Source organism: Saccharopolyspora sp. CA-218241, assembly GCF_050954615.1.
GTDB lineage: Bacteria > Actinomycetota > Actinomycetes > Mycobacteriales > Pseudonocardiaceae > Saccharopolyspora > Saccharopolyspora cebuensis.
The window spans coordinates 5,549,239-5,565,837 of the sequence record NZ_CP191860.1; the positions used below are offsets into that span (position 1 = coordinate 5,549,239).

The 16,599-nt window shown below is 72.7% G+C and carries 16 protein-coding genes and 2 pseudogenes; 2 read left to right on the forward strand and 16 right to left on the reverse strand.

Annotated features, from left to right (window positions below):
* The 3 genes from ACQP0T_RS26215 to ACQP0T_RS26225 form a co-directional block, all read right to left on the reverse strand.
* Positions 1-606 carry a hypothetical protein gene (locus ACQP0T_RS26215; protein WP_433870418.1) on the reverse strand — a complete coding sequence of 202 codons (606 nt, stop codon included), beginning with the start codon at positions 604-606 and terminating at the stop codon, positions 1-3.
* A gap of 5 nt (positions 607-611) precedes the next feature.
* Positions 612-1,001, reverse strand: coding sequence for a helix-turn-helix domain-containing protein (locus ACQP0T_RS26220; protein WP_345357134.1), 390 nt, complete (start codon positions 999-1,001; stop codon positions 612-614).
* A gap of 202 nt (positions 1,002-1,203) precedes the next feature.
* Positions 1,204-2,373, reverse strand: a complete 1,170-nt coding sequence (locus tag ACQP0T_RS26225; RefSeq protein WP_433870419.1) for a pyridoxal phosphate-dependent aminotransferase — start codon at positions 2,371-2,373, stop codon at positions 1,204-1,206.
* A gap of 130 nt (positions 2,374-2,503) precedes the next feature.
* Here ACQP0T_RS26225 and ACQP0T_RS26230 point away from each other — a divergent pair, with 130 nt between their 5' ends.
* Entirely contained in the window at positions 2,504-3,712 is a 1,209-nt protein-coding gene (locus ACQP0T_RS26230) for a DUF445 domain-containing protein (RefSeq protein WP_433873852.1), read from the forward strand.
* Positions 3,713-3,820: 108 nt separating this feature from the next.
* On the opposite strand, the gene ACQP0T_RS26235 is transcribed toward ACQP0T_RS26230, so the two are convergent.
* The gene (locus tag ACQP0T_RS26235; RefSeq protein ID WP_433870420.1) at positions 3,821-4,378 is read right to left on the reverse strand and encodes a CGNR zinc finger domain-containing protein; all 558 of its coding nucleotides are present in this window, start codon (positions 4,376-4,378) and stop codon (positions 3,821-3,823) included.
* Between the two features lie 139 nt (positions 4,379-4,517).
* Here ACQP0T_RS26235 and ACQP0T_RS26240 point away from each other — a divergent pair, with 139 nt between their 5' ends.
* On the forward strand, positions 4,518-4,892 hold the full coding sequence (locus ACQP0T_RS26240; RefSeq protein ID WP_433870421.1) for a VOC family protein: 375 nt from the start codon (positions 4,518-4,520) through the stop codon (positions 4,890-4,892).
* A 356-nt stretch (positions 4,893-5,248) separates the two neighbouring features.
* Here the strand turns inward: ACQP0T_RS26240 and hypE are convergent, their stop codons facing one another.
* The 12 genes and pseudogenes from hypE to ACQP0T_RS26300 all read right to left on the reverse strand — a co-directional run bounded on the left by hypE (position 5,249) and on the right by ACQP0T_RS26300 (position 16,581).
* A complete protein-coding gene (gene hypE / locus ACQP0T_RS26245; protein WP_433870422.1) occupies positions 5,249-6,307 on the reverse strand; it encodes a hydrogenase expression/formation protein HypE in 1,059 nt (352 codons plus the stop codon).
* Positions 6,300-7,412, reverse strand: coding sequence for a hydrogenase formation protein HypD (gene hypD / locus ACQP0T_RS26250; RefSeq protein ID WP_433870423.1), 1,113 nt, complete (start codon positions 7,410-7,412; stop codon positions 6,300-6,302). The genes hypE and hypD overlap by 8 nt, the downstream gene beginning before the upstream one ends.
* Positions 7,409-7,723 (reverse strand): HypC/HybG/HupF family hydrogenase formation chaperone, encoded by a 315-nt coding sequence (locus tag ACQP0T_RS26255; RefSeq protein WP_433870424.1) that lies wholly within the window; start codon positions 7,721-7,723, stop codon positions 7,409-7,411. The genes hypD and ACQP0T_RS26255 overlap by 4 nt, the downstream gene beginning before the upstream one ends.
* A gap of 5 nt (positions 7,724-7,728) precedes the next feature.
* Entirely contained in the window at positions 7,729-10,080 is a 2,352-nt protein-coding gene (hypF, locus tag ACQP0T_RS26260) for a carbamoyltransferase HypF (protein WP_433870425.1), read from the reverse strand.
* Positions 10,080-10,190, reverse strand: a complete 111-nt coding sequence (locus ACQP0T_RS26265) for a DUF6893 family small protein (RefSeq protein WP_433870426.1) — start codon at positions 10,188-10,190, stop codon at positions 10,080-10,082. The genes hypF and ACQP0T_RS26265 overlap by 1 nt, the downstream gene beginning before the upstream one ends.
* Positions 10,191-10,500: 310 nt before the next feature.
* Positions 10,501-10,710, reverse strand: coding sequence for a hypothetical protein (locus tag ACQP0T_RS26270; protein ID WP_433870427.1), 210 nt, complete (start codon positions 10,708-10,710; stop codon positions 10,501-10,503).
* Positions 10,711-10,724: 14 nt separating this feature from the next.
* Positions 10,725-11,336 carry a DUF5947 family protein gene (locus ACQP0T_RS26275; RefSeq protein WP_433870428.1) on the reverse strand — a complete coding sequence of 204 codons (612 nt, stop codon included), beginning with the start codon at positions 11,334-11,336 and terminating at the stop codon, positions 10,725-10,727.
* Entirely contained in the window at positions 11,333-11,851 is a 519-nt protein-coding gene (locus ACQP0T_RS26280; protein ID WP_345357104.1) for a NifU family protein, read from the reverse strand. The genes ACQP0T_RS26275 and ACQP0T_RS26280 overlap by 4 nt, the downstream gene beginning before the upstream one ends.
* On the reverse strand, positions 11,844-13,622 hold the full coding sequence (locus tag ACQP0T_RS26285; RefSeq protein WP_433873853.1) for a nickel-dependent hydrogenase large subunit: 1,779 nt from the start codon (positions 13,620-13,622) through the stop codon (positions 11,844-11,846). The genes ACQP0T_RS26280 and ACQP0T_RS26285 overlap by 8 nt, the downstream gene beginning before the upstream one ends.
* A gap of 20 nt (positions 13,623-13,642) precedes the next feature.
* A pseudogene (locus tag ACQP0T_RS26290) lies at positions 13,643-14,682 on the reverse strand (hydrogenase expression protein HypE).
* A gap of 40 nt (positions 14,683-14,722) precedes the next feature.
* Positions 14,723-15,184, reverse strand: a pseudogene (locus tag ACQP0T_RS26295) (hydrogenase maturation protease); the annotation flags it as partial.
* Positions 15,181-16,581, reverse strand: a complete 1,401-nt coding sequence (locus tag ACQP0T_RS26300; protein WP_433870429.1) for a hypothetical protein — start codon at positions 16,579-16,581, stop codon at positions 15,181-15,183. The pseudogene ACQP0T_RS26295 and the gene ACQP0T_RS26300, both read right to left, overlap by 4 nt.
* Positions 16,582-16,599: the final 18 nt, after the last annotated feature.

Below are 16,599 nucleotides of genomic sequence, written 5' to 3' on the forward strand. Positions count from 1 at the left end.
TCAGCCCTCCGACGCGGAGCCGCGCGCCGACTCGGTCTTGTTCGCCGCCTTGCGCGCGGTGCTGCGGGTGCTCGACGCCGCCTTGGCGCCCGCCTCCTGCACCTTCTCCGCGGCCTCCGCGGCGGCCTCTTCCGTCTGCCGCGCCGCCTTCTCACCGGCCGAGCGGGTGTTGCGGGTGACCTTGCCCAGCACGTCGTCGGCCACGTCGCGGACGTCCTCGGCGGTGTCCTGCACCTTGTCCTGCGCGACCTTGACCTGCGGCTGCGCCTGGATGCGGTCCAGCGTCTCGCCGCCGCGCTCGGCCAGGTAGTCGTAGAGCTCCCGCGCCGACCGGGTGTAGCTGTCGACCCGCTTGCGCAGCTCGGCCGGGTCGAGCCGGCCGCGCAGCTCGCCCAGGTCGGTGGGCAGGTCCCGCTGCGCCGCCTCGGCCCGCTCGTTGAGCTGGGTGCGGACCTTCTGCACCGCGTCCAGCAGCGTCTGGGCGGCGAGGTCACCGGCGCCCAGCGCGGCGAGCAGCGGCGTGCGCGCCTGCTCGACGGCTCCGCCGACGGCCTGCTGGGCCTGCTCGCGGACCTTGGTGACGTCCTCGGTCTTGAATCCCGGCATCGCGATCACTCCTCGGTCTCCCCGTCGGCGTCGCGTTCGCGACGGAACGAGGCGTAGATGTCCAGAAGCACTTGTTTCTGCCGCTCGCTGAGGTCCGCGTCGGCGCGGATGGCCTCCACCACCGGACCGGCCTCGCGGCTCTCCAGAATCCCGGCCTGCACGTAGAGCGCCTCGGCGGAGATCCGGAGCCCCTTGGCGATCTGCTGCAGGATCTCCGCGCTCGGCTTGCGCAGACCCCGCTCCACCTGGCTCAGGTACGGGTTCGACACGCCGGCGAGCTTGGCCAGCTGCCGCAGCGAGATCTGGGCGTTGTTCCGTTGTTGCCGGATGTACCCGCCGAGGTCGCTGACCGCCTGGTTCACGGCCTTGTTGACGGACTCGTCCACGCGCCCCATCGACGTTCACCTCTCCGGTCCCACCCACCACGATAACCCCGAGTGCTAGCTCCTGCAAGCACGCAGCTTGCACCCCGAACGGCAGGTGAGGGGCACCTTCAACCGGCATACCCGGATGAAGGTGCCCCTCACTCAGTACACCCGCGGGTGCGGACGCGCCCGACGGCGACCACGGCCGTCCACCCCCGGCGAGCAGCCGGGGTCAGCGGAGCTTGCGGAGACGCTGGACGGCCTCGTCGAGGACCTCGTCCCGCTTGCAGAAGGCGAAGCGCACCAGGTGGCGGGTGCCCGCCGGGTCGTCGCAGAAGACCTGCACGGGGATGGCGGCGACGCCGACGCGCTCGGGCAGCGCGCGGCAGAACTCGGCGCCGTCGTCGAAGCCGAGCGGCCGGACGTCGGTGCAGATGAAGTAGGTGCCCTCGCTGGCCAGCACGTCGAACCCGGCGTCGGCGAGCCCGGCGGCGAGGTGGTCGCGCTTGCGCTGGAGGTCGGAGCGCAGCTCCTCGACCCAGGGCCGCTCGTGGCGCAGCGCGTGCGCGACGGCGGGCTGGAACGGCGCTCCGCCGACGAAGGTGAGGAACTGCTTGGCCGCGCGCACGGCCGCCACCAGCTCGGCCGGACCGCAGACCCAGCCGATCTTCCAGCCGGTGGCGCTGAAGCTCTTGCCGACGCTGGAGATCGACAGGGTCCGCTCGGCCATGCCGGGCAGCGCGGCGAGCGGGTGGTGCTCGCGGCCGTCGTAGAGGAGGTGCTCGTAGACCTCGTCGGTGATGGCGATCACGTCGTGCTCGCGGCAGACCTCCGCGATGGCGGCCAGCTCGGCGTCGGTGAAGACGGTGCCGGTCGGGTTGTGCGGCGAGTTGAGCACCAGCGCGCGGGTCCGCGGGCCCACGGCCGCGCGCAGCGAGTCGAGGTCGAGCTCGAAGCGGTGGTCCGGCCCCTGCCGCAGGGCCGCGGTGCGCCGCACGCCCCCGGCCATCGCCACGGCCACCGGGTAGGAGTCGTAGTAGGGCTCGACGAGCACCACCTCGTCGCCCGGCTCCACCAGGGCGAGCATCGCGGCGGTCAGCGCCTCGGTGGCACCCACCGTGACCAGCACTTCCCCCTCGGGATCGTGCTCGATGCCGTAGCGGTCGCGGCGGTGCTCGGCGATCGCGGCGCGCAGGTCCGGCTCACCCGCGCCGGGCGGGTACTGGTTCACGCCGCGGCCGATGGCCTCCTGGGCGACCCGCAGCATCCCGGCGGGCCCGTCGGTGTCCGGGAAGCCCTGCCCGAGGTTGACCGCACCGGTGCGCCGGGCGAGTTCGGTGATCTCGGCGAAGATCGTCGAGGTGAACGGGCGCAGCCGGGTGGTGAGGGCAGGTGTTCGCACGATCGGCGAGGGTAGTCGACGACCTGGCCGGACGGCGAGGCCCGACCTGATCACCCGCGGCGTTGGCACAATCGTCGACGTGCACTCCACTGCGGATCCCGACCGGGACAAGCGTCGCGCGCTGCGGCGGATGAAGGGGGTGGCCGGCGGGCTCCTGCTGGCCGCCACCGCGATCTACGCGATCACCCGCTGGTACGAGAACGCGGGCGCCCCGCCGTGGGTGGGTTTCGTCCGGGCCGCGGCCGAGGCGGGGATGGTGGGTGCGCTCGCGGACTGGTTCGCGGTCACCGCGCTGTTCCGCCGCCCGCTGGGCCTGCCCATCCCGCACACCGCGATCATCCCGACCCGCAAGGACGCGATCGGACGCACGCTGGGTGATTTCGTCGGCACCAACTTCCTGTCCGAGCAGGTCATCCGGGACAAGCTGGGCAACGCCGAGGTCGGCAAGCGGGTCGGGTCCTGGATCGCGGTGCCGGAGCACGCCGAGCGGGTCACCTCCGAGCTCGCCGCCGCCACCCGGGGCGCGGTGCGGGTGCTGCGCGACGACGACGTGCAGGCGGTGCTGGAGCAGGCGCTCGTCCGGAAGGTGCTGGACCGGCCGTGGGGCCCGCCGCTGGGGCGCATCCTCGCGCAGGTGTTCGCCGACGGCTCGCACCACAAGCTCGTCGACCTGGTCTGCGACCGCGCCTACGACTGGGTGCGGGACAACCACGACACCGTGCTGCGGGTGGTGAGCCAGCGCGCCCCGACCTGGTCGCCGAGGTTCTTCGACTCGCTGGTGGCGGACAAGATCTACGCCGAGGTGCTGTCGTTCGCGTGGGCGGTCAAGACCGATCCCGAGCACCCGATGCGCCAGGCCGTCGACCGGTTCCTCGTCGAGTTCGCCGACGACCTCCAGCACGACCCGAAGACGATGGCCAAGGCCGACCAGATCCAGCAGCAGGTGCTGGCCCACCCCGAGGTGCAGAACCTCGTCGCCGCGGCCTGGGGCACCGCGAAGAAGATGCTGCTCGACGCGGCCGAGGACCCCTCCAGCGAGCTGCGCGTGCGGGTCCGCGACGGGCTGCGCTCGCTGGGCCGCCGGCTGGTCGACGAGCCGGAGCTGCGCGCCAAGGTCGACGGCTGGGTGGAGGGCGCCGTGGTCTACGTGGTGAACAACTACCGCGGCGAGCTGACCGGGTTGATCAGCGACACGGTGGAGCGCTGGGACGCCGAGGAGACCTCGCGCAAGATCGAGCTCCAGGTGGGCCGGGACCTCCAGTTCATCCGGATCAACGGCACCGTCGTCGGCGCGCTGGCCGGGCTGATCATCCACACCATCTCCCACGTCCTGCTCTGACCCCGCTGCACGACCGGGTGAACGTTGGCCAGGTGAGGGGCACCCTCGTCCCGGGCACTCGGGCAAGGGTGCCCCTCACTCTCAGGACCCGTTCCGGTGAACTTCGGGTCAGCTCCCGGGGGCGACCTGGACCGCGGGGGGCTCGGCGGTGTGGCGTTCGCGCCAGGAGCGCGCCTTCTCCCGGTTCCCGCAGATGCGCATCGAGCACCAGGTGCGGGAGCGGTTCCGGGAGCGGTCGTAGAACGCCCACAGGCAGTCGTCGGCGGGGCAGATCTTGATCCGGCTCCAGTGCCCGGTGCGGACGAGCCCGGTCGCGGCGGCCAGCACCTCGCCGAGCGCGTCGGTGCCCACCAGCACGGGCACGCCGTGGCGCAGCTCGACCTCGACGGCCCACGGCCGGTCGACGACCACCTCGGACAGCGCCCCGTCGGCGACCGCGGCCCGCATCGCGTCCCGGTACGCGTGGGCGGTGCGGACCTCGGGGGCCTCGCCGATCCGCCGGTTCGCGCACCACCGGCGCCACTGCTCGGGGTCCGACAGGACGTCGGTGCCCCGGTCCACGTCGCGGGTGTTCAGGAAGGCCAGGACGAGTTCGACATCGCGTTCGACGTCGAGTCCGAGGACGCCGGGCCCGTCGACTTGCGGAGCGACAGCTCTGCTGTTCACGCACCCCATCGTAAGCCCCCGGGGGTTGCCCCCGAGTGCGGTAACCGGCATACTCCGATCACCAGTTAGTAACTCCTCATCACCATTCAGTGGTTACCGGAGGGTCGGACAGCGCTCCGGCCGACGACAGGAGGACGCCATGTCCGCGCTGAACGTGATCGCCTTCGCCCTCGACTGCCCCGATCCGCACCGGCTCGCCGGGTTCTACGGCCGCCTGCTGGGCTGGGAGATCGACGAGCCGGAGTCCGACGCCGACTGGGTCGAGCTCGCCCACCCGGAGGGCGGCGTCCGGCTGGCCTTCCAGCGCGACCCGCACTACCGCCCGTCCACCTGGCCGAGCCCCGAGGTCCCGCAGATGGCGCACGTGGACGTCCGGGTCGACGACCTCGACACCGGCCACGAGCGCGCCCTCGCCGCCGGAGCGACCCAGCTCCCCCAACCCCCGGACCAGGCCGACGCCACCTTCCGCGTCTACGCCGACCCCGACGGCCACCCGTTCTGCCTCTGCGCCTGAACCCGTCACCCGTTCGGACACCAGGTGAGGGGCCCTGTACCAAGTAGCGCGGTACAGGGTGCCCCTCACCTCGTCACTCCCGCCTGAACGGCTGAAGCGCACCCACCCGAACCCCGGAACGCAACACACCGCAACGCACCGCACGCGCCGAACGGAACCACCGTCAGGCAAGCGGCGCAGCCGCTTCCGCCTTGCCCCACCCAAGCAACCGGCACCGCCGCGGGTTCTCAGCGGCCTTCTTGCGAGGACGCCCCGCCGCTGTGTAATTGGCATCCATGAGAAGGGGCGCCCGGAGCGAGAAGGCCGCTGAGAACCCGCCACCCGCACCGCACCGCAAAAGGACCACCACACCGAAATCAACAAATCCGGGGGAGTTGTTCTCCTGGTGGTAGATCCACCACCCTGCTGGCGCCGAGCCCGGTCCTGGCCACCACCATGCCCGCGTGGTCGGCCACGACGGTGCCGATGCGGGCGGCCCGGGTGCCGCGCGGGTGGGCGCGCATGGCTTCGAGCACCCGGTCGGCGTCCTCGGGCGGTACGACGGCGACGAGCTTGCCCTCGTTGGCGCTGTAGAAGGGGTCGAGGCCGAGGATGCTGCACGCGTCGGCCACCTCGGGCGGGACCGGCACGTCGCGCTCGGCGATCTCGACGCCGACCCCGGCGGCCGCGGCGATCTCGTTGAGCGAGGCGGCGAGCCCGCCCCGGGTGGGGTCGCGCAGCACGTGCACGTCGGCGCCGGTGGCCAGGGCGGTGGCGACCAGGTCGTGCAGCGGTGCGGTGTCGCTTTCCACCGCGGTGCCGAACTCCAGCCCTTCGCGGCAGCTCAGCACCGCCACGCCGTGCACCCCGATGTCGCCGCTGACCAGCACCGCGTCCCCGGGTCGGGCGCGGGAGGGCCGGATGTCGACGCCGTCGGCGACGAGCCCGACCCCCGCGGTGTTGACGAAGATGCCGTCGCCGTGCCCGGCGTCGACGACCTTGGTGTCGCCGGTGACCAGCCGCACGCCCGCGGCGCGGGCGGCGTCGCCGAGCGCGGTGGCGACCATGCCGAGCTCGTCCAGCGCGGTGCCCTCCTCCAGGATGAACGCGGTGGACAGGTAGAGCGGCACCGCGCCGGACATGGCGAGGTCGTTGACCGTGCCGTTGACGGCGAGGTCGCCGATCGACCCGCCGGGGAAGAACAGCGGTTTCACCACGTAGGAGTCGGTGCTGAAGGCGATCCGGGCGGGCCCGGCGGGCAGCACCGCGGAGTCGGTGAGCTCGCCGGGGGCCGCGTCGGAGTAGGCGGGCAGGAACAGGTGCTCGACGAGTTCGGCGGACATCGCGCCACCACCGCCGTGGCCCATCACGATCGTCGGGGAGTCCCGCAGCGGCAGCGGGCAGGTCCAGGCCGCGAGGTCGGTCGTCTCAGCCACGCTGCGCCACCTCCTGCAGCTCCAGTCGCCGGTACTGGTAGTAGGCCGCGCAGGCGCCTTCCGAAGAGACCATGGTGGCGCCGAGCGGGTTGCGCGGGTGGCACTCGACGCCGAAGGCCGCGCACTCGTGCGGTTTGATCAGCCCTTGCAGCACCTCGCCGGAGCGGCACAGCGCCGATTCGGCGGTGCGCAGGTCGGCGACGTCGAACCGGAACTCGGCGTCGAACTCCCGGTAGTCGGCGGCCAACCGCCATCCGCTGCGCGGGATCTCGCCGATGCCGCGCCAGGCCCGGTCGGTCACCTCGAAGACGTCCCGCAGCATGGCCTTGGCGGCGGGGTTGCCCTCCGGCGGCACCGCGCGGGTGTAGGCGTTGTCGACCTCGTGCCGCCCGGCTTCGAGCTGCTCGACGGTCCGGCGGACGCCTTCGAGGATGTCCAGCGGTTCGAACCCGGTGACCACGATCGGCACCCGGTAGCGGCGGGCCAGCTCGGGGTACTCCTCGGTGCCCATCACGCTGCACACGTGCCCGGCGGCGAGGAAGCCCTGCACCCGGCAGCTCGGCGACTCCATGATGGCCGCGATCGCCGGGGGCACCAGCACGTGCGAGACCAGCAGCGAGAAGTTCCGCACCCCGAGCTTCTTCGCCTGGTGCACGGCCATCGCGTTGGCCGGCGCGGTGGTCTCGAAGCCGATGCCGAAGAACACGACCTCGCGGTCGGGGTGCTGCTGGGCCAGGGCCAGCGCGTCCAGCGGGGAGTAGACGACGCGGACGTCACCGCCGTCGCCCTTGACCCGGAACAGGTCCCGGTCGCTGCCCGGCACCCGCAGCATGTCACCGAAGGAGCAGAAGATGACCTCCGGGCGGGAGGCGATCTCCAGCGCCTTGTCGATGACCTCCAGCGGCGTCACGCACACCGGACAGCCGGGCCCGTGGATCATCTCGATGCCCTCGGGCAGCAGTTGGTCGATGCCGTGGCGGATGATCGAGTGCGTCTGGCCGCCGCAGACCTCCATCAGCGCCCACGGGCGCGTGGTGATGGCGCGGATGCGGTCGAACAGGCGGCCCGCCAGCTCGGGGTCGCTGAATTCGTCGAGGTACTTCACGATCCCATCTCCTCGGTCGTCGTTCGGGGTGGCGGGAGGTCCTGGGCGCCGCCGCCGTCGGCGAAGGGATCGGCGAACTCCTCCTCCAGCAGCCCGAGCTCCTGGAAGGCCGCCAGCGTCTCCAGCGCGGACTTCTCGTCGAGGTGCTGGATCGCGAATCCGACGTGGACGATCACGTAGTCACCGACCACCACTTCCGGCAGGTATTGCAGGCACACCTGCTTGCGCACCCCGCCGAAGTCCACATCGGCCATCAGGGTGCCGTCCCGCTCCCAGAGCTGGACGACCTTGCCCGGTACCGCGAGGCACACCGGCCTCATCCCCTTCCGTTGTCCGTCGCTGCCGCGACCAGGAGCTGGCCCAACGCCAGCCCGCCATCACCAGGTGGTGTCCCGCGGTGCCGCAGGACGGTGAAACCCGCCGCGCGCAGGGCCCGGCCGGTGGTGCCGAGCAGCAGCGCGTTCTGGAAGACCCCGCCGGTGAGCGCGACGGTGTCCAGGTCGAGCTCGGCGCGGGCCCGCAGCGCGAGCTCCACGACCAGCACGGCCACCGCGTCGTGGAACCGCCGGGCCGACACCGCGACCGGGGTTCCCGCGCGCCGCTGGGCGATCAGCGAGCGCAGCACCGGCGCGGGGTCGGCGACGAGCCGGTCGCCGGACTCGCGCACCGCGAAGGTGCCGGTCGGCGTGCCGGGGCCCGCCTCCCGCGCCCGCGCTTCCAGCTCGATCGCCGCCTGCGCCTCGAAGTCCACCACCTGCCGGACGCCGAGCAGGGCGCTGACCGCGTCGAACAACCGGCCCATGCTGGACGTCGGCGCGCAGCCGAGCCCGGTGCCGAGCTGGTGGGCCAGCGCGCCGCGCTCGGCGTCGGGGCAGGCGGCGACCGGCGGCAGGTCGGCGTCCCAGGCGATCCCGGCGGCGTGCAGGTGCGCCAGCGCCATCCGGTACGGCCGCCGCACCGCCGCGTCGCCGCCGGGCAGCGGCACGTAGCCGAGCTGGGCGAAGCGCCGGAACCCGAGGTAGTCCCCGACGAGCACCTCGCCGCCCCAGACCGCGCCGTCGGTGCCGTAGCCGGTGCCGTCGAAGGCGATGCCGACCACCGGGCTGCTCCCGTCGAGCCCGTGGTCGGCCAGCACCGAGGCGAGGTGCGCGTGGTGGTGCTGCACCGAGCGCACCGGGCGCCCCGCGGCGTGGCGCACCGCCCACGCCCGCGAGCGGTACTCGGGGTGCGCGTCGGCGGCCAGCCGCTGCGGCGCCACCCCGGTGAGGTGTTCGAGGTGGCGCTCGGCGGCGCCGAAGGCGGTGAGCGTGGCGACGTCGTCCATGTCGCCGATGTGCCCGCTGAACCAGGCCGACCGGCCGGAACCCAGGCAGCAGGTGTTCTTCAGGTCGGCGCCGACGGCGAGCGTCGGGGGCACCTCGAACGGCAGCCGCAGCGGCAGCGGCGCGTACCCGCGGGAGCGGCGCAGCACCAGCTCCTCGCCGTCGACCACCCGGACCACCGAATCGTCGCAGGGCACGTGGATCGGGCGGTCGTGCCGCAGCCAGCCGTCGACCAGCGGGGCCAGCCGGTGCAGCGCGTCGGCGTCGTCGGCGGCCAGCGGTTCGCCGCTGGTGTTGCCCGAGGTCATCACCAGCGCCTCGATCGGGCGGTCGCCGGGCAGCCCGTGCAGCAGGTGGTGCACCGGCGCGTAGGGCAGCAGCAGCCCCAGGTCCGGGTTGCCGGGGGCGACCGCCTCCGCGATCGGCAGCGGCGGGTCCGGTCGGCGGCGGGCCAGCACGATCGGCCGAGCGGGGCCGGTGAGCAGCGCGGTCTCCCGATCGTCGAGCTCGGCCACGGCCCGCGCGGTCGCGAGGTCGGCGACCATGACCGCGAAGGGCTTGGCGCCGCGGCGCTTGCGCTCCCGCAGCGCGGTCACCGCGCGCTCGTCGGTGGCGACGCAGGCCAGGTGGTAGCCGCCGATCCCCTTCACCGCCAGCACGCCGCCCGCCGCGAGCAGCCGCCGCGCCGCCTCCGCCGCCGCGTCGTCGCCCACCACCCGGCCGCCGTCGGCCGCCACGAACTCCAGCCGGGGACCGCAGTCGCGGCAGGAGACGGGTTGGGCGTGGAAGCGCCGGTCGGTCGGGTCGGCGTACTCGTGGGAGCACGCGGCGCACAGCTCGAACCCGGCCATCGTCGTCGCGGGCCGGTCGTAGGGCAGACCGGTGATGATGGTGAACCGGGGACCGCAGTTCGTGCAGGTGATGAACGGGTGCCGGTACCGGCGGTCGGCGGGGTCGGCCATCTCCCGCAGGCAGTCGGCGCAGATCGCGGTGTCCGGGGCGGCCGGGGTGCGGGCGGTGGCGTCCCGGTGCGAGGCCGCGATCGCGAAACCGGTGGCGCCGGTCGGCGCCAGCTCGGCGGATTCCACCTCTTCCACCGAGGCCAGCGGCGGTGGTTCCGCGCGCAACCGGCGGCCGAACTCGGCCACCTCGGCCCGGCCGCCCTCCACCTCGACGACCACGCCGCCGGAGGTGTTGCGCACCGATCCGGACAGCCCGAGCGCGGTCGCGACCGCGTGCACGAAGGGCCGGAAGCCGACGCCCTGGACCACGCCGCGCACCGAGTACCGGTACCGCACCGGCGTCGGCGCGGTACCGGTTCCGGGGCCGTCCGGTGGTCCCGCCATCACATCCGCTCGATCCGGAGGTACCGCCGCATCGCGGGCAGCTCCTTCTTCAGCAGCACCGCCGCCCCCGCCGCGGCCACCACCAGCACCACGAACCCGAACTTCCGCACCACACCGCTCCTTCACCATTCCAAGACGTGAAAACGGTTGAAAAACCAAAAGAAAATTCAAGAGCAAACTGAAAGCTCTTACCTGAAGTAAAAAGGAGGGCCCGCCGGTTCGCCAACACCGACACACCGTCAGGCAAGCGGCAAAGCCGCTTCCGCCTTACCCCGCGCACGCAGCTCGCACCGCCGCGGGTTCTCCGCGGCCTTCTCGCGAGGACAGCGCCGACGCCGTGTACGAAGTGGGTACATCAGGAGGCGATCCCGGAGCGAGAGGGCCGCGGAGGTTCCGCCACCCGCACCGCCACGCAAATCGTCACCCCGGTGGCAAGTTCGGCATCTCCGGCCTTGCCGCGTCGTGCTTCGACGGGTTCACCCCGGTCGACCTCCTGGCGTCCGCGGTCCCGTCCTCGTGGTGGCCCGGCTGCTCGTCGTAGGAGCCTTCCGCGTTGCCCTGCGCCACGCCCTCGACGTGGGCCGAGGCGTCGATCCGCACGTCGGGCCTGCCCCGCTTGATCTCGCCCATCCCTGCTCCTCCTCTCAGCCGCCGATGCCGCGCAGCGGGCTGTCCCGCCCGTCGGCGAGGTCGGCGAAGAACCGGTCGATCGCGGGCCACACCCGGCTGCCGCCGGAGAGCCCGCGCCACTCCGACCGCACCAGCGCCACCAGCCGGTAGCAGGTGTCGACCGGCACGATCCAGTGCTCCCGGGCGCCGCGCGCGGTGTTGACCAGCAGCGCTTCGACGCGGGGCGCGAGCCCGGCGACTTCCGGGCACCGCTGCCGCACCCGCTCCCACGTCGCGGGGTCGACCTCCCACCGGGTCGCGCCCGCCGGGCTCGGGTAGTGCGCGGTGGCGGTGCCGTCGTCGTGGCCGACGAAGTAGGCCAGGCCCACCGGGATGCCGAGGTCGGTGAGCTCCGGCACCCGGCGGTGCCGGTCCGGCACCAGCCGGTAGTGACCGCGCCCGGCGGCGTCCCGGTGGAACAGCAGCGCGCACGCCTGGCAGACGCACAGCAGCTCGTCGCGCCGCTCGTCGAGCACGTGCCGGTGCCGCGCCAGGACACCCGCCGCGCACAGGTCGCACCGCTGCTCCGTCGCGGCCCGGACCGAGGAAGGCCGGTGCAGCGCGCGGCGCAGCGCCCCGGCGCTCATCCGGCCGCCCCGGGCCGCAGCGCGTCCAGCGGCACGAACGCCGCCTCGGCCGCGCCGTCGAAGCGGACCTCCGCCAGCTCCGGTGCCGCGGCCAGCACCGCCGCGCGCACCGGTTCCTCCGCCTCCGCCGAGGAGCAGCCGCAGCCGCCGCCGGAGAGCCGCACCGAGGCGACGCCGTCCGCGGCACCGAGCAGCGCCACCTCGACGCCGCGCGCCGCGAGCTCCGGCCGCAGCGCGTCCAGCGCCCGGGCGACCCGCCGCTCCGGCGGGTCCGGGTGCAGGTCGTGCAGCACCAGCAGGTGACCCACGAGTTCGTCGGCCAGCAGCGGTTCGCGCGCGGCACCGGCCTGCTCGACGGCCCGGGCCAGCGCCTCGCCGTAGACCTCGGCCAGCGCCGACACCGCGTCCAGCGCGATCCGCGCGGCCGGGCCGGGGGCCTGCTCGACTTGGCCGAGCAGCTCGTCGATCCGGGCCAGCCGCTCCCGGACCCCGGCGTCGTCGACCCGCTCAGCCATGCTGGCCGCCCAGCATCGGCGAGTGCTGCTGGGTGATGTTGCGGCCGTTGCCCAGGTACATGTGCACGCCGCAGGGCAGGCAGGGGTCGAAGCTGCGCACCGCGCGCATGATGTCGACGCCCTTGAAGTCGTCCGGGCCGTTCTCCTCGAAGATCGGCATGTCCTGCACCGCGTCCTCGTAGGGGCCCGGCGTGCCGAAGCTGTCGCGGGGGCTGCCGTTCCACGGCGTCGGCGGGTACGGGTGGTAGTTCGCGATCTTGCCGTCCTTGATGACCATGTGGTGCGACAGCACCCCGCGCACCGCCTCGTGGAACCCGCAGCCGATGGCCTCGTCGGGGACCTCGAAGTCGGTGAACACCTTGGTGTCGCCGGAGCGGATGCCCTCCATCGCCCGTTCCAGGAAGAACACCGCCATCGCCGCCGAGTAGGCCACGAAGTAGACCCGGGCGCGGTCGCGCTCCAGCGCGTTGGACCACTGCGGGATGCGCCACTCCAGCGTCATCTCCGGCAGCTTCTCGCTCTTGGGCAGGGAGATCTCCACGCTGCGACCGGTGGAGCGCACGTACGGCGTGTCCACGATCCCGGCCAACGCCGTGGTGTAGAGCCGGGCGAACGGGCCGCCGCCGGTGTCCAGCGCGAGGTGGTCGCCGGTGCGCCGGTCGTACCAGCGCGGGCTCATCACCCAGCTGTACTTGTCGCCGAAGTCGCGCTTCTGCGGGTCCGGGAACGTCGTCTGGTTCCACGGGTGCCGCATGTCGACCGGGTTGCCCAGCGGGTCGTGCGTGACGAACGGGTCCTCGTTCACCCAGTCCTGGTAGAAGGAGCTGCCGAGCAGGATGCGCATCCCGAGGTTGATGTCCACCAGGTCGGTGGTGATCAGCTCGCCGTCGACCACGATGCCCGGCGTCACGTACATCGCCCGGCCCCAGTCGGTCATCGTGTCGTAGCGGTAGTCGCAGACCGACGGGTCCTGCCAGGCGCCCCAGCAGCCGAGCAGCACCCGGCGCCTGCCGACCTCCTCGTAGCCGGGCAGCGCCTCGTAGAAGAAGTCGAAGATGTCGTCGTTCATCGCCACCGACTTCTTGACGAAGTCAAGGATGCCCAGCAGGCGGGTGAGGTAGTCGGTGACCAGGTTCGGCTCCGGCATCGTGCCGACGCCGCCCGGGTAGACCGTCGACGGGTGCACGTGCCTGCCCTCCATCAGGCAGAACATCTCCCGCGTCACCCGCGAGACCTGCAGCGCCTCCTTGTAGAAGTCGCCCTCGAACGGGTTGAACGAGCGCATGATGTCGGCGATGGTCCGCTTGCCGTGCACCGCCGCACCGGGCGCCTCGGTGTTCTCCGCCCGCGCCAGCACCGAGGGGTTGGTCTGCTTGACCATCGCCTCGGAGAAGTCCACGAACACCAGGTTGTCCTGGAAGATCGTGTGGTCGAACATGTACTCGGCGGCCTCGCCGAGATTGACGATCCACTCCGCCATCGGCGGCGGTTTGAGGCCGTAGGCCATGTTCTGCGCGTACACCGAGCAGGTCGTGTGGTTGTCCCCGCAGATGCCGCAGATCCGGCTGGTGATGAAACCGGCGTCCCGCGGGTCCTTGCCCTTCATGAACATCGAGTAACCGCGGAACAGCGACGACGTGCTGTGGCACTCGGCCACGCGCCGGTTGGCGAAATCGATCTTGGTGTAGATGCCGAGGTTGCCGATGATGCGGGTGATCGGGTCCCACGACATCTCCACGAGCTTGCCGGTCTGCTGCTCCTTGGCCGTCATTCTGCGGTCGCCTCTCGGGGTCAGGGACGCCAGGCCGGGTCGAAGCCGCTGGTCAGGGCTTCCCGGTTGTGCCGCCACTTGGGTTCGGTGTTGACGGTCCTGTTGGTGATGCCCCGCATCCGCCGGATGAACGCCCCGTAGGGCTTGACCATCATCGACGAGAGGCTGCCGCCCGGCGGCATGTCCATGAACGGCATGAACTTGTCCGGGAAACCGGGCATCGTGCAGCCGATGCAGATGCCGCCGACGTTGGGGCAGCCGCCGAGCCCTGCCATCCAGCCGCGCTTGGGGACGTTGCAGTTGACCACCGGTCCCCAGCAGCCGATCTTGACCTGGCACTTGGGCGAGTTGTAGTCCCCGGCGAAGTCGCCCTGCTCGTAGTACCCGGCGCGGTCGCAGCCCTCGTGCACGGTCTTGCCGAACAGCCACTGCGGGCGCAGCAGCTCGTCCAGCGGCGGCGGGGGCGCGGAGCCGGCCGCGTGGTGGAGCAGCCAGGTCAGCGTCTCCATGAAGTTGTCCGGCTGCACCGGGCAGCCCGGGACGTTGACGATCGGCAGGCCACCGCTGGAGGTGAAGTCCCAGCCGAGGTAGTCGGCCAGACCCATGCAGCCGGTCGGATTGCCCGCCATGGCGTGGATGCCGCCGTTGGTGGCACAGGTGCCGATGGCCACCGCCGCCCACGACTGCGGCGCCAGCCGGTCGATCCACCAGTTCAGGGTCAGCGGCTGACCGGTCTCGGGTCGTTGCCGAACGAGGTCCAGTAGCCCTCGCCGTTGATCTTCTCGTTGGGGATCGAACCCTCGATCACCAGGATGAACGGCCCCAGCTCGCCGCGCGCGGCGGCGCGGAACGGGGCCAGGAACTCCTCGCCGCCGACGGTCGGCGACAGCACCTTGTTGTGCAGGTGGACGGTCGGCAGCCCGGGCACCAGCCCGGCCACCACGTCCTCGATCGGCGGTTGGGCGGCGGCGGTCACCGAGACGGTGTCGCCGTCGCAGCTCATGCCTTCCGAGATCCACAGCACGTGGACCTCGTCGAGGCCCCGGTTCCGCTCGGTCATCTCGCGTCCCTCCGCTCTCCCCGGTGGTCTGCAAGGCCGCCGCCCCGCCCACGACGTCGAGGACCAGGCGCACCGCGTCGTCGACCGCGGCGGCGACCGGTCCGGACAGCCGCATCCCCTCGTCGAGCTCGGCGGGCCGGCAGCCCACGACCACCACCCGGTCCAGCGAGCCGCCGAGCCCGCGCAGCAGCGCCAGCACCGCGTCCGGCGTCATGCCGTGGGCGTCGACGGCCGCCGCGGCGCGGTCCTCGCCGGGATCGACCTCCAGCACCGCGAGCGTCCCGGGTGGACCGTCCAGCGGTACCGCGTCGACCAGCACGACCGTCCCGTAGCGGTCACCGAGGAGTTCGTAGGCCAGGTGCAGGCCGCGGATGCCGAAGTCCGCGACGTCCACGCCGCCGGGCAGCAGCGCCGGGTCGATCCGCCGCACGACCTCGACGCCGAAGCCGTCGTCGCCGAGGAACACGTTGCCGATGCCCGCGATCAGGGTCCGCCCGGTCACGACGGGGCCCCGTCGAGCGGCTCGATCTCCTCCGGCGCGAAGTAGTGGTAGCGGCCGTACCAGCGGTGCAGGTCGGCGCCCGGGTCGTCCTCCAGCACCACCGCGAGGTGCCGGGCGTCGTCGACGTCGAGGAACACCGCCTCGACCCGCGCGGTGCGGCCCGCCAGGAACATGTCGTGCACGTCGCCGCCGCTGCGCCGGGGCCGCAGCCGCACCCGCGACCCCCGGGCCACCGGGGTGCCGTCGACCAGCACGGCGTCGCACTCCGGCGACACCGCCGCCTCGCCCTCAGGGGACCACCAGGGCGGCTCGTCGGCGCCCTCGGCGTCCGCTTCGACCGGACGCACCGAGCGCACCGCGCCGTGCAGCCGGGAGAAGACCTCCTTCGGGATCACCTCGACCCGGTCGAGGATCGCCGCGGCCCGGGGATCGGTGGCCCGGGCCTCCCGCTTCTCGTCCTCGGTGAGGGTCAGCGTGCGCAGCGACAGGATCTCGTCGATCTCGGTGGCGTCGAACAGGTCGCCGGGGCTCTCCGGGGCGACCTCCGGGTGGTCGTAGAGGATGATCGGCGAGGACAGCACGACCGAGCGGGAATCGCCCTCGCCCGCCAGCACCGGGAAGGTGTGCAGGTTCGCGCAGCGCCGCGCCGCCACCGATGCCCAGGCCGGCGGGTCGAGCAGCGACAGGAACGACCCGCCCCGGACCCCGATCAGGGTGTGCGCGGCGACCAGCGAGCGGCGCAGCGCTTCGGGCCGCGGCACCCCGGCGGGCACGTCCTCGGCGGCGTTCTCGACCTCCACGCGCAGCAGCCGCAGCCGGAACGGGGCCTCCGCGTCGGCGACCGACACGCGCACCGCGGCCGAGAGCGGAAGGCTCCGCCGGACGATCCGGGTGTCGTCGTCGAGGGCTTCGACGGACTCGCCGCCCTCCTGCTCGACCACCTCGACGTGCGGCTGCGCCGCGAGGGCGTCGACGTCCACCTCGACGTCGCATTCCCGGGGGATGGCCTCGTCGAAGGTCAGGTACCGCTCGCCGCCGACGTCGGCGGCGTCGACCTCGGTGAACCCACCGCGGGGCCCGCGAACCTGCACCGACCGGTGCTGCGGTTGCAGGTACCGCACCCGCACCCGGACCCGGGCGCCCGGGGCGGCTTCGAGCAGGCACTCGGTCCGCTGCCGCCAGGAGTCGGCCGACCCGGACACGCTCGGCCGCTCGGGGCCCTGCGCCCGGACCCACGCGGGCGGCGCGAGCACGCCGAACTGCCAGCGCACCTTGTTCTTGCCGGACGACCGCCGGTACGGGTAGAGCAGGTAGCCCTCGTAGAGCACCGCGTCGGCGACGGACTGCGCCGCGGCGAATCCGTCCGGGACGTCCTCGACCGGCTCGGGGCTGGCCATCCTCACCACAACTCCCGC

Bases quoted from the DNA above. Each gene is read 5' to 3' on its own strand.
- ACQP0T_RS26285 (WP_433873853.1), bottom strand. From the start codon at position 13,622: ATGACGGCCAAGGAGCAGCAGACCGGCAAGCTCGTGGAGATGTCGTGG.
- ACQP0T_RS26215 (WP_433870418.1), bottom strand. From the start codon at position 606: ATGCCGGGATTCAAGACCGAGGACGTCACCAAGGTCCGCGAGCAGGCC.
- ACQP0T_RS26240 (WP_433870421.1), top strand. From the start codon at position 4,518: ATGTCCGCGCTGAACGTGATCGCCTTCGCCCTCGACTGCCCCGATCCG.
- ACQP0T_RS26220 (WP_345357134.1), bottom strand. From the start codon at position 1,001: ATGGGGCGCGTGGACGAGTCCGTCAACAAGGCCGTGAACCAGGCGGTC.
- ACQP0T_RS26270 (WP_433870427.1), bottom strand. From the start codon at position 10,710: ATGGGCGAGATCAAGCGGGGCAGGCCCGACGTGCGGATCGACGCCTCG.
- hypF (WP_433870425.1), bottom strand. From the start codon at position 10,080: ATGGCGGGACCACCGGACGGCCCCGGAACCGGTACCGCGCCGACGCCG.
- ACQP0T_RS26280 (WP_345357104.1), bottom strand. From the start codon at position 11,851: ATGGCTGAGCGGGTCGACGACGCCGGGGTCCGGGAGCGGCTGGCCCGG.
- ACQP0T_RS26300 (WP_433870429.1), bottom strand. From the start codon at position 16,581: ATGGCCAGCCCCGAGCCGGTCGAGGACGTCCCGGACGGATTCGCCGCG.
- ACQP0T_RS26230 (WP_433873852.1), top strand. From the start codon at position 2,504: ATGAAGGGGGTGGCCGGCGGGCTCCTGCTGGCCGCCACCGCGATCTAC.
- ACQP0T_RS26275 (WP_433870428.1), bottom strand. From the start codon at position 11,336: ATGAGCGCCGGGGCGCTGCGCCGCGCGCTGCACCGGCCTTCCTCGGTC.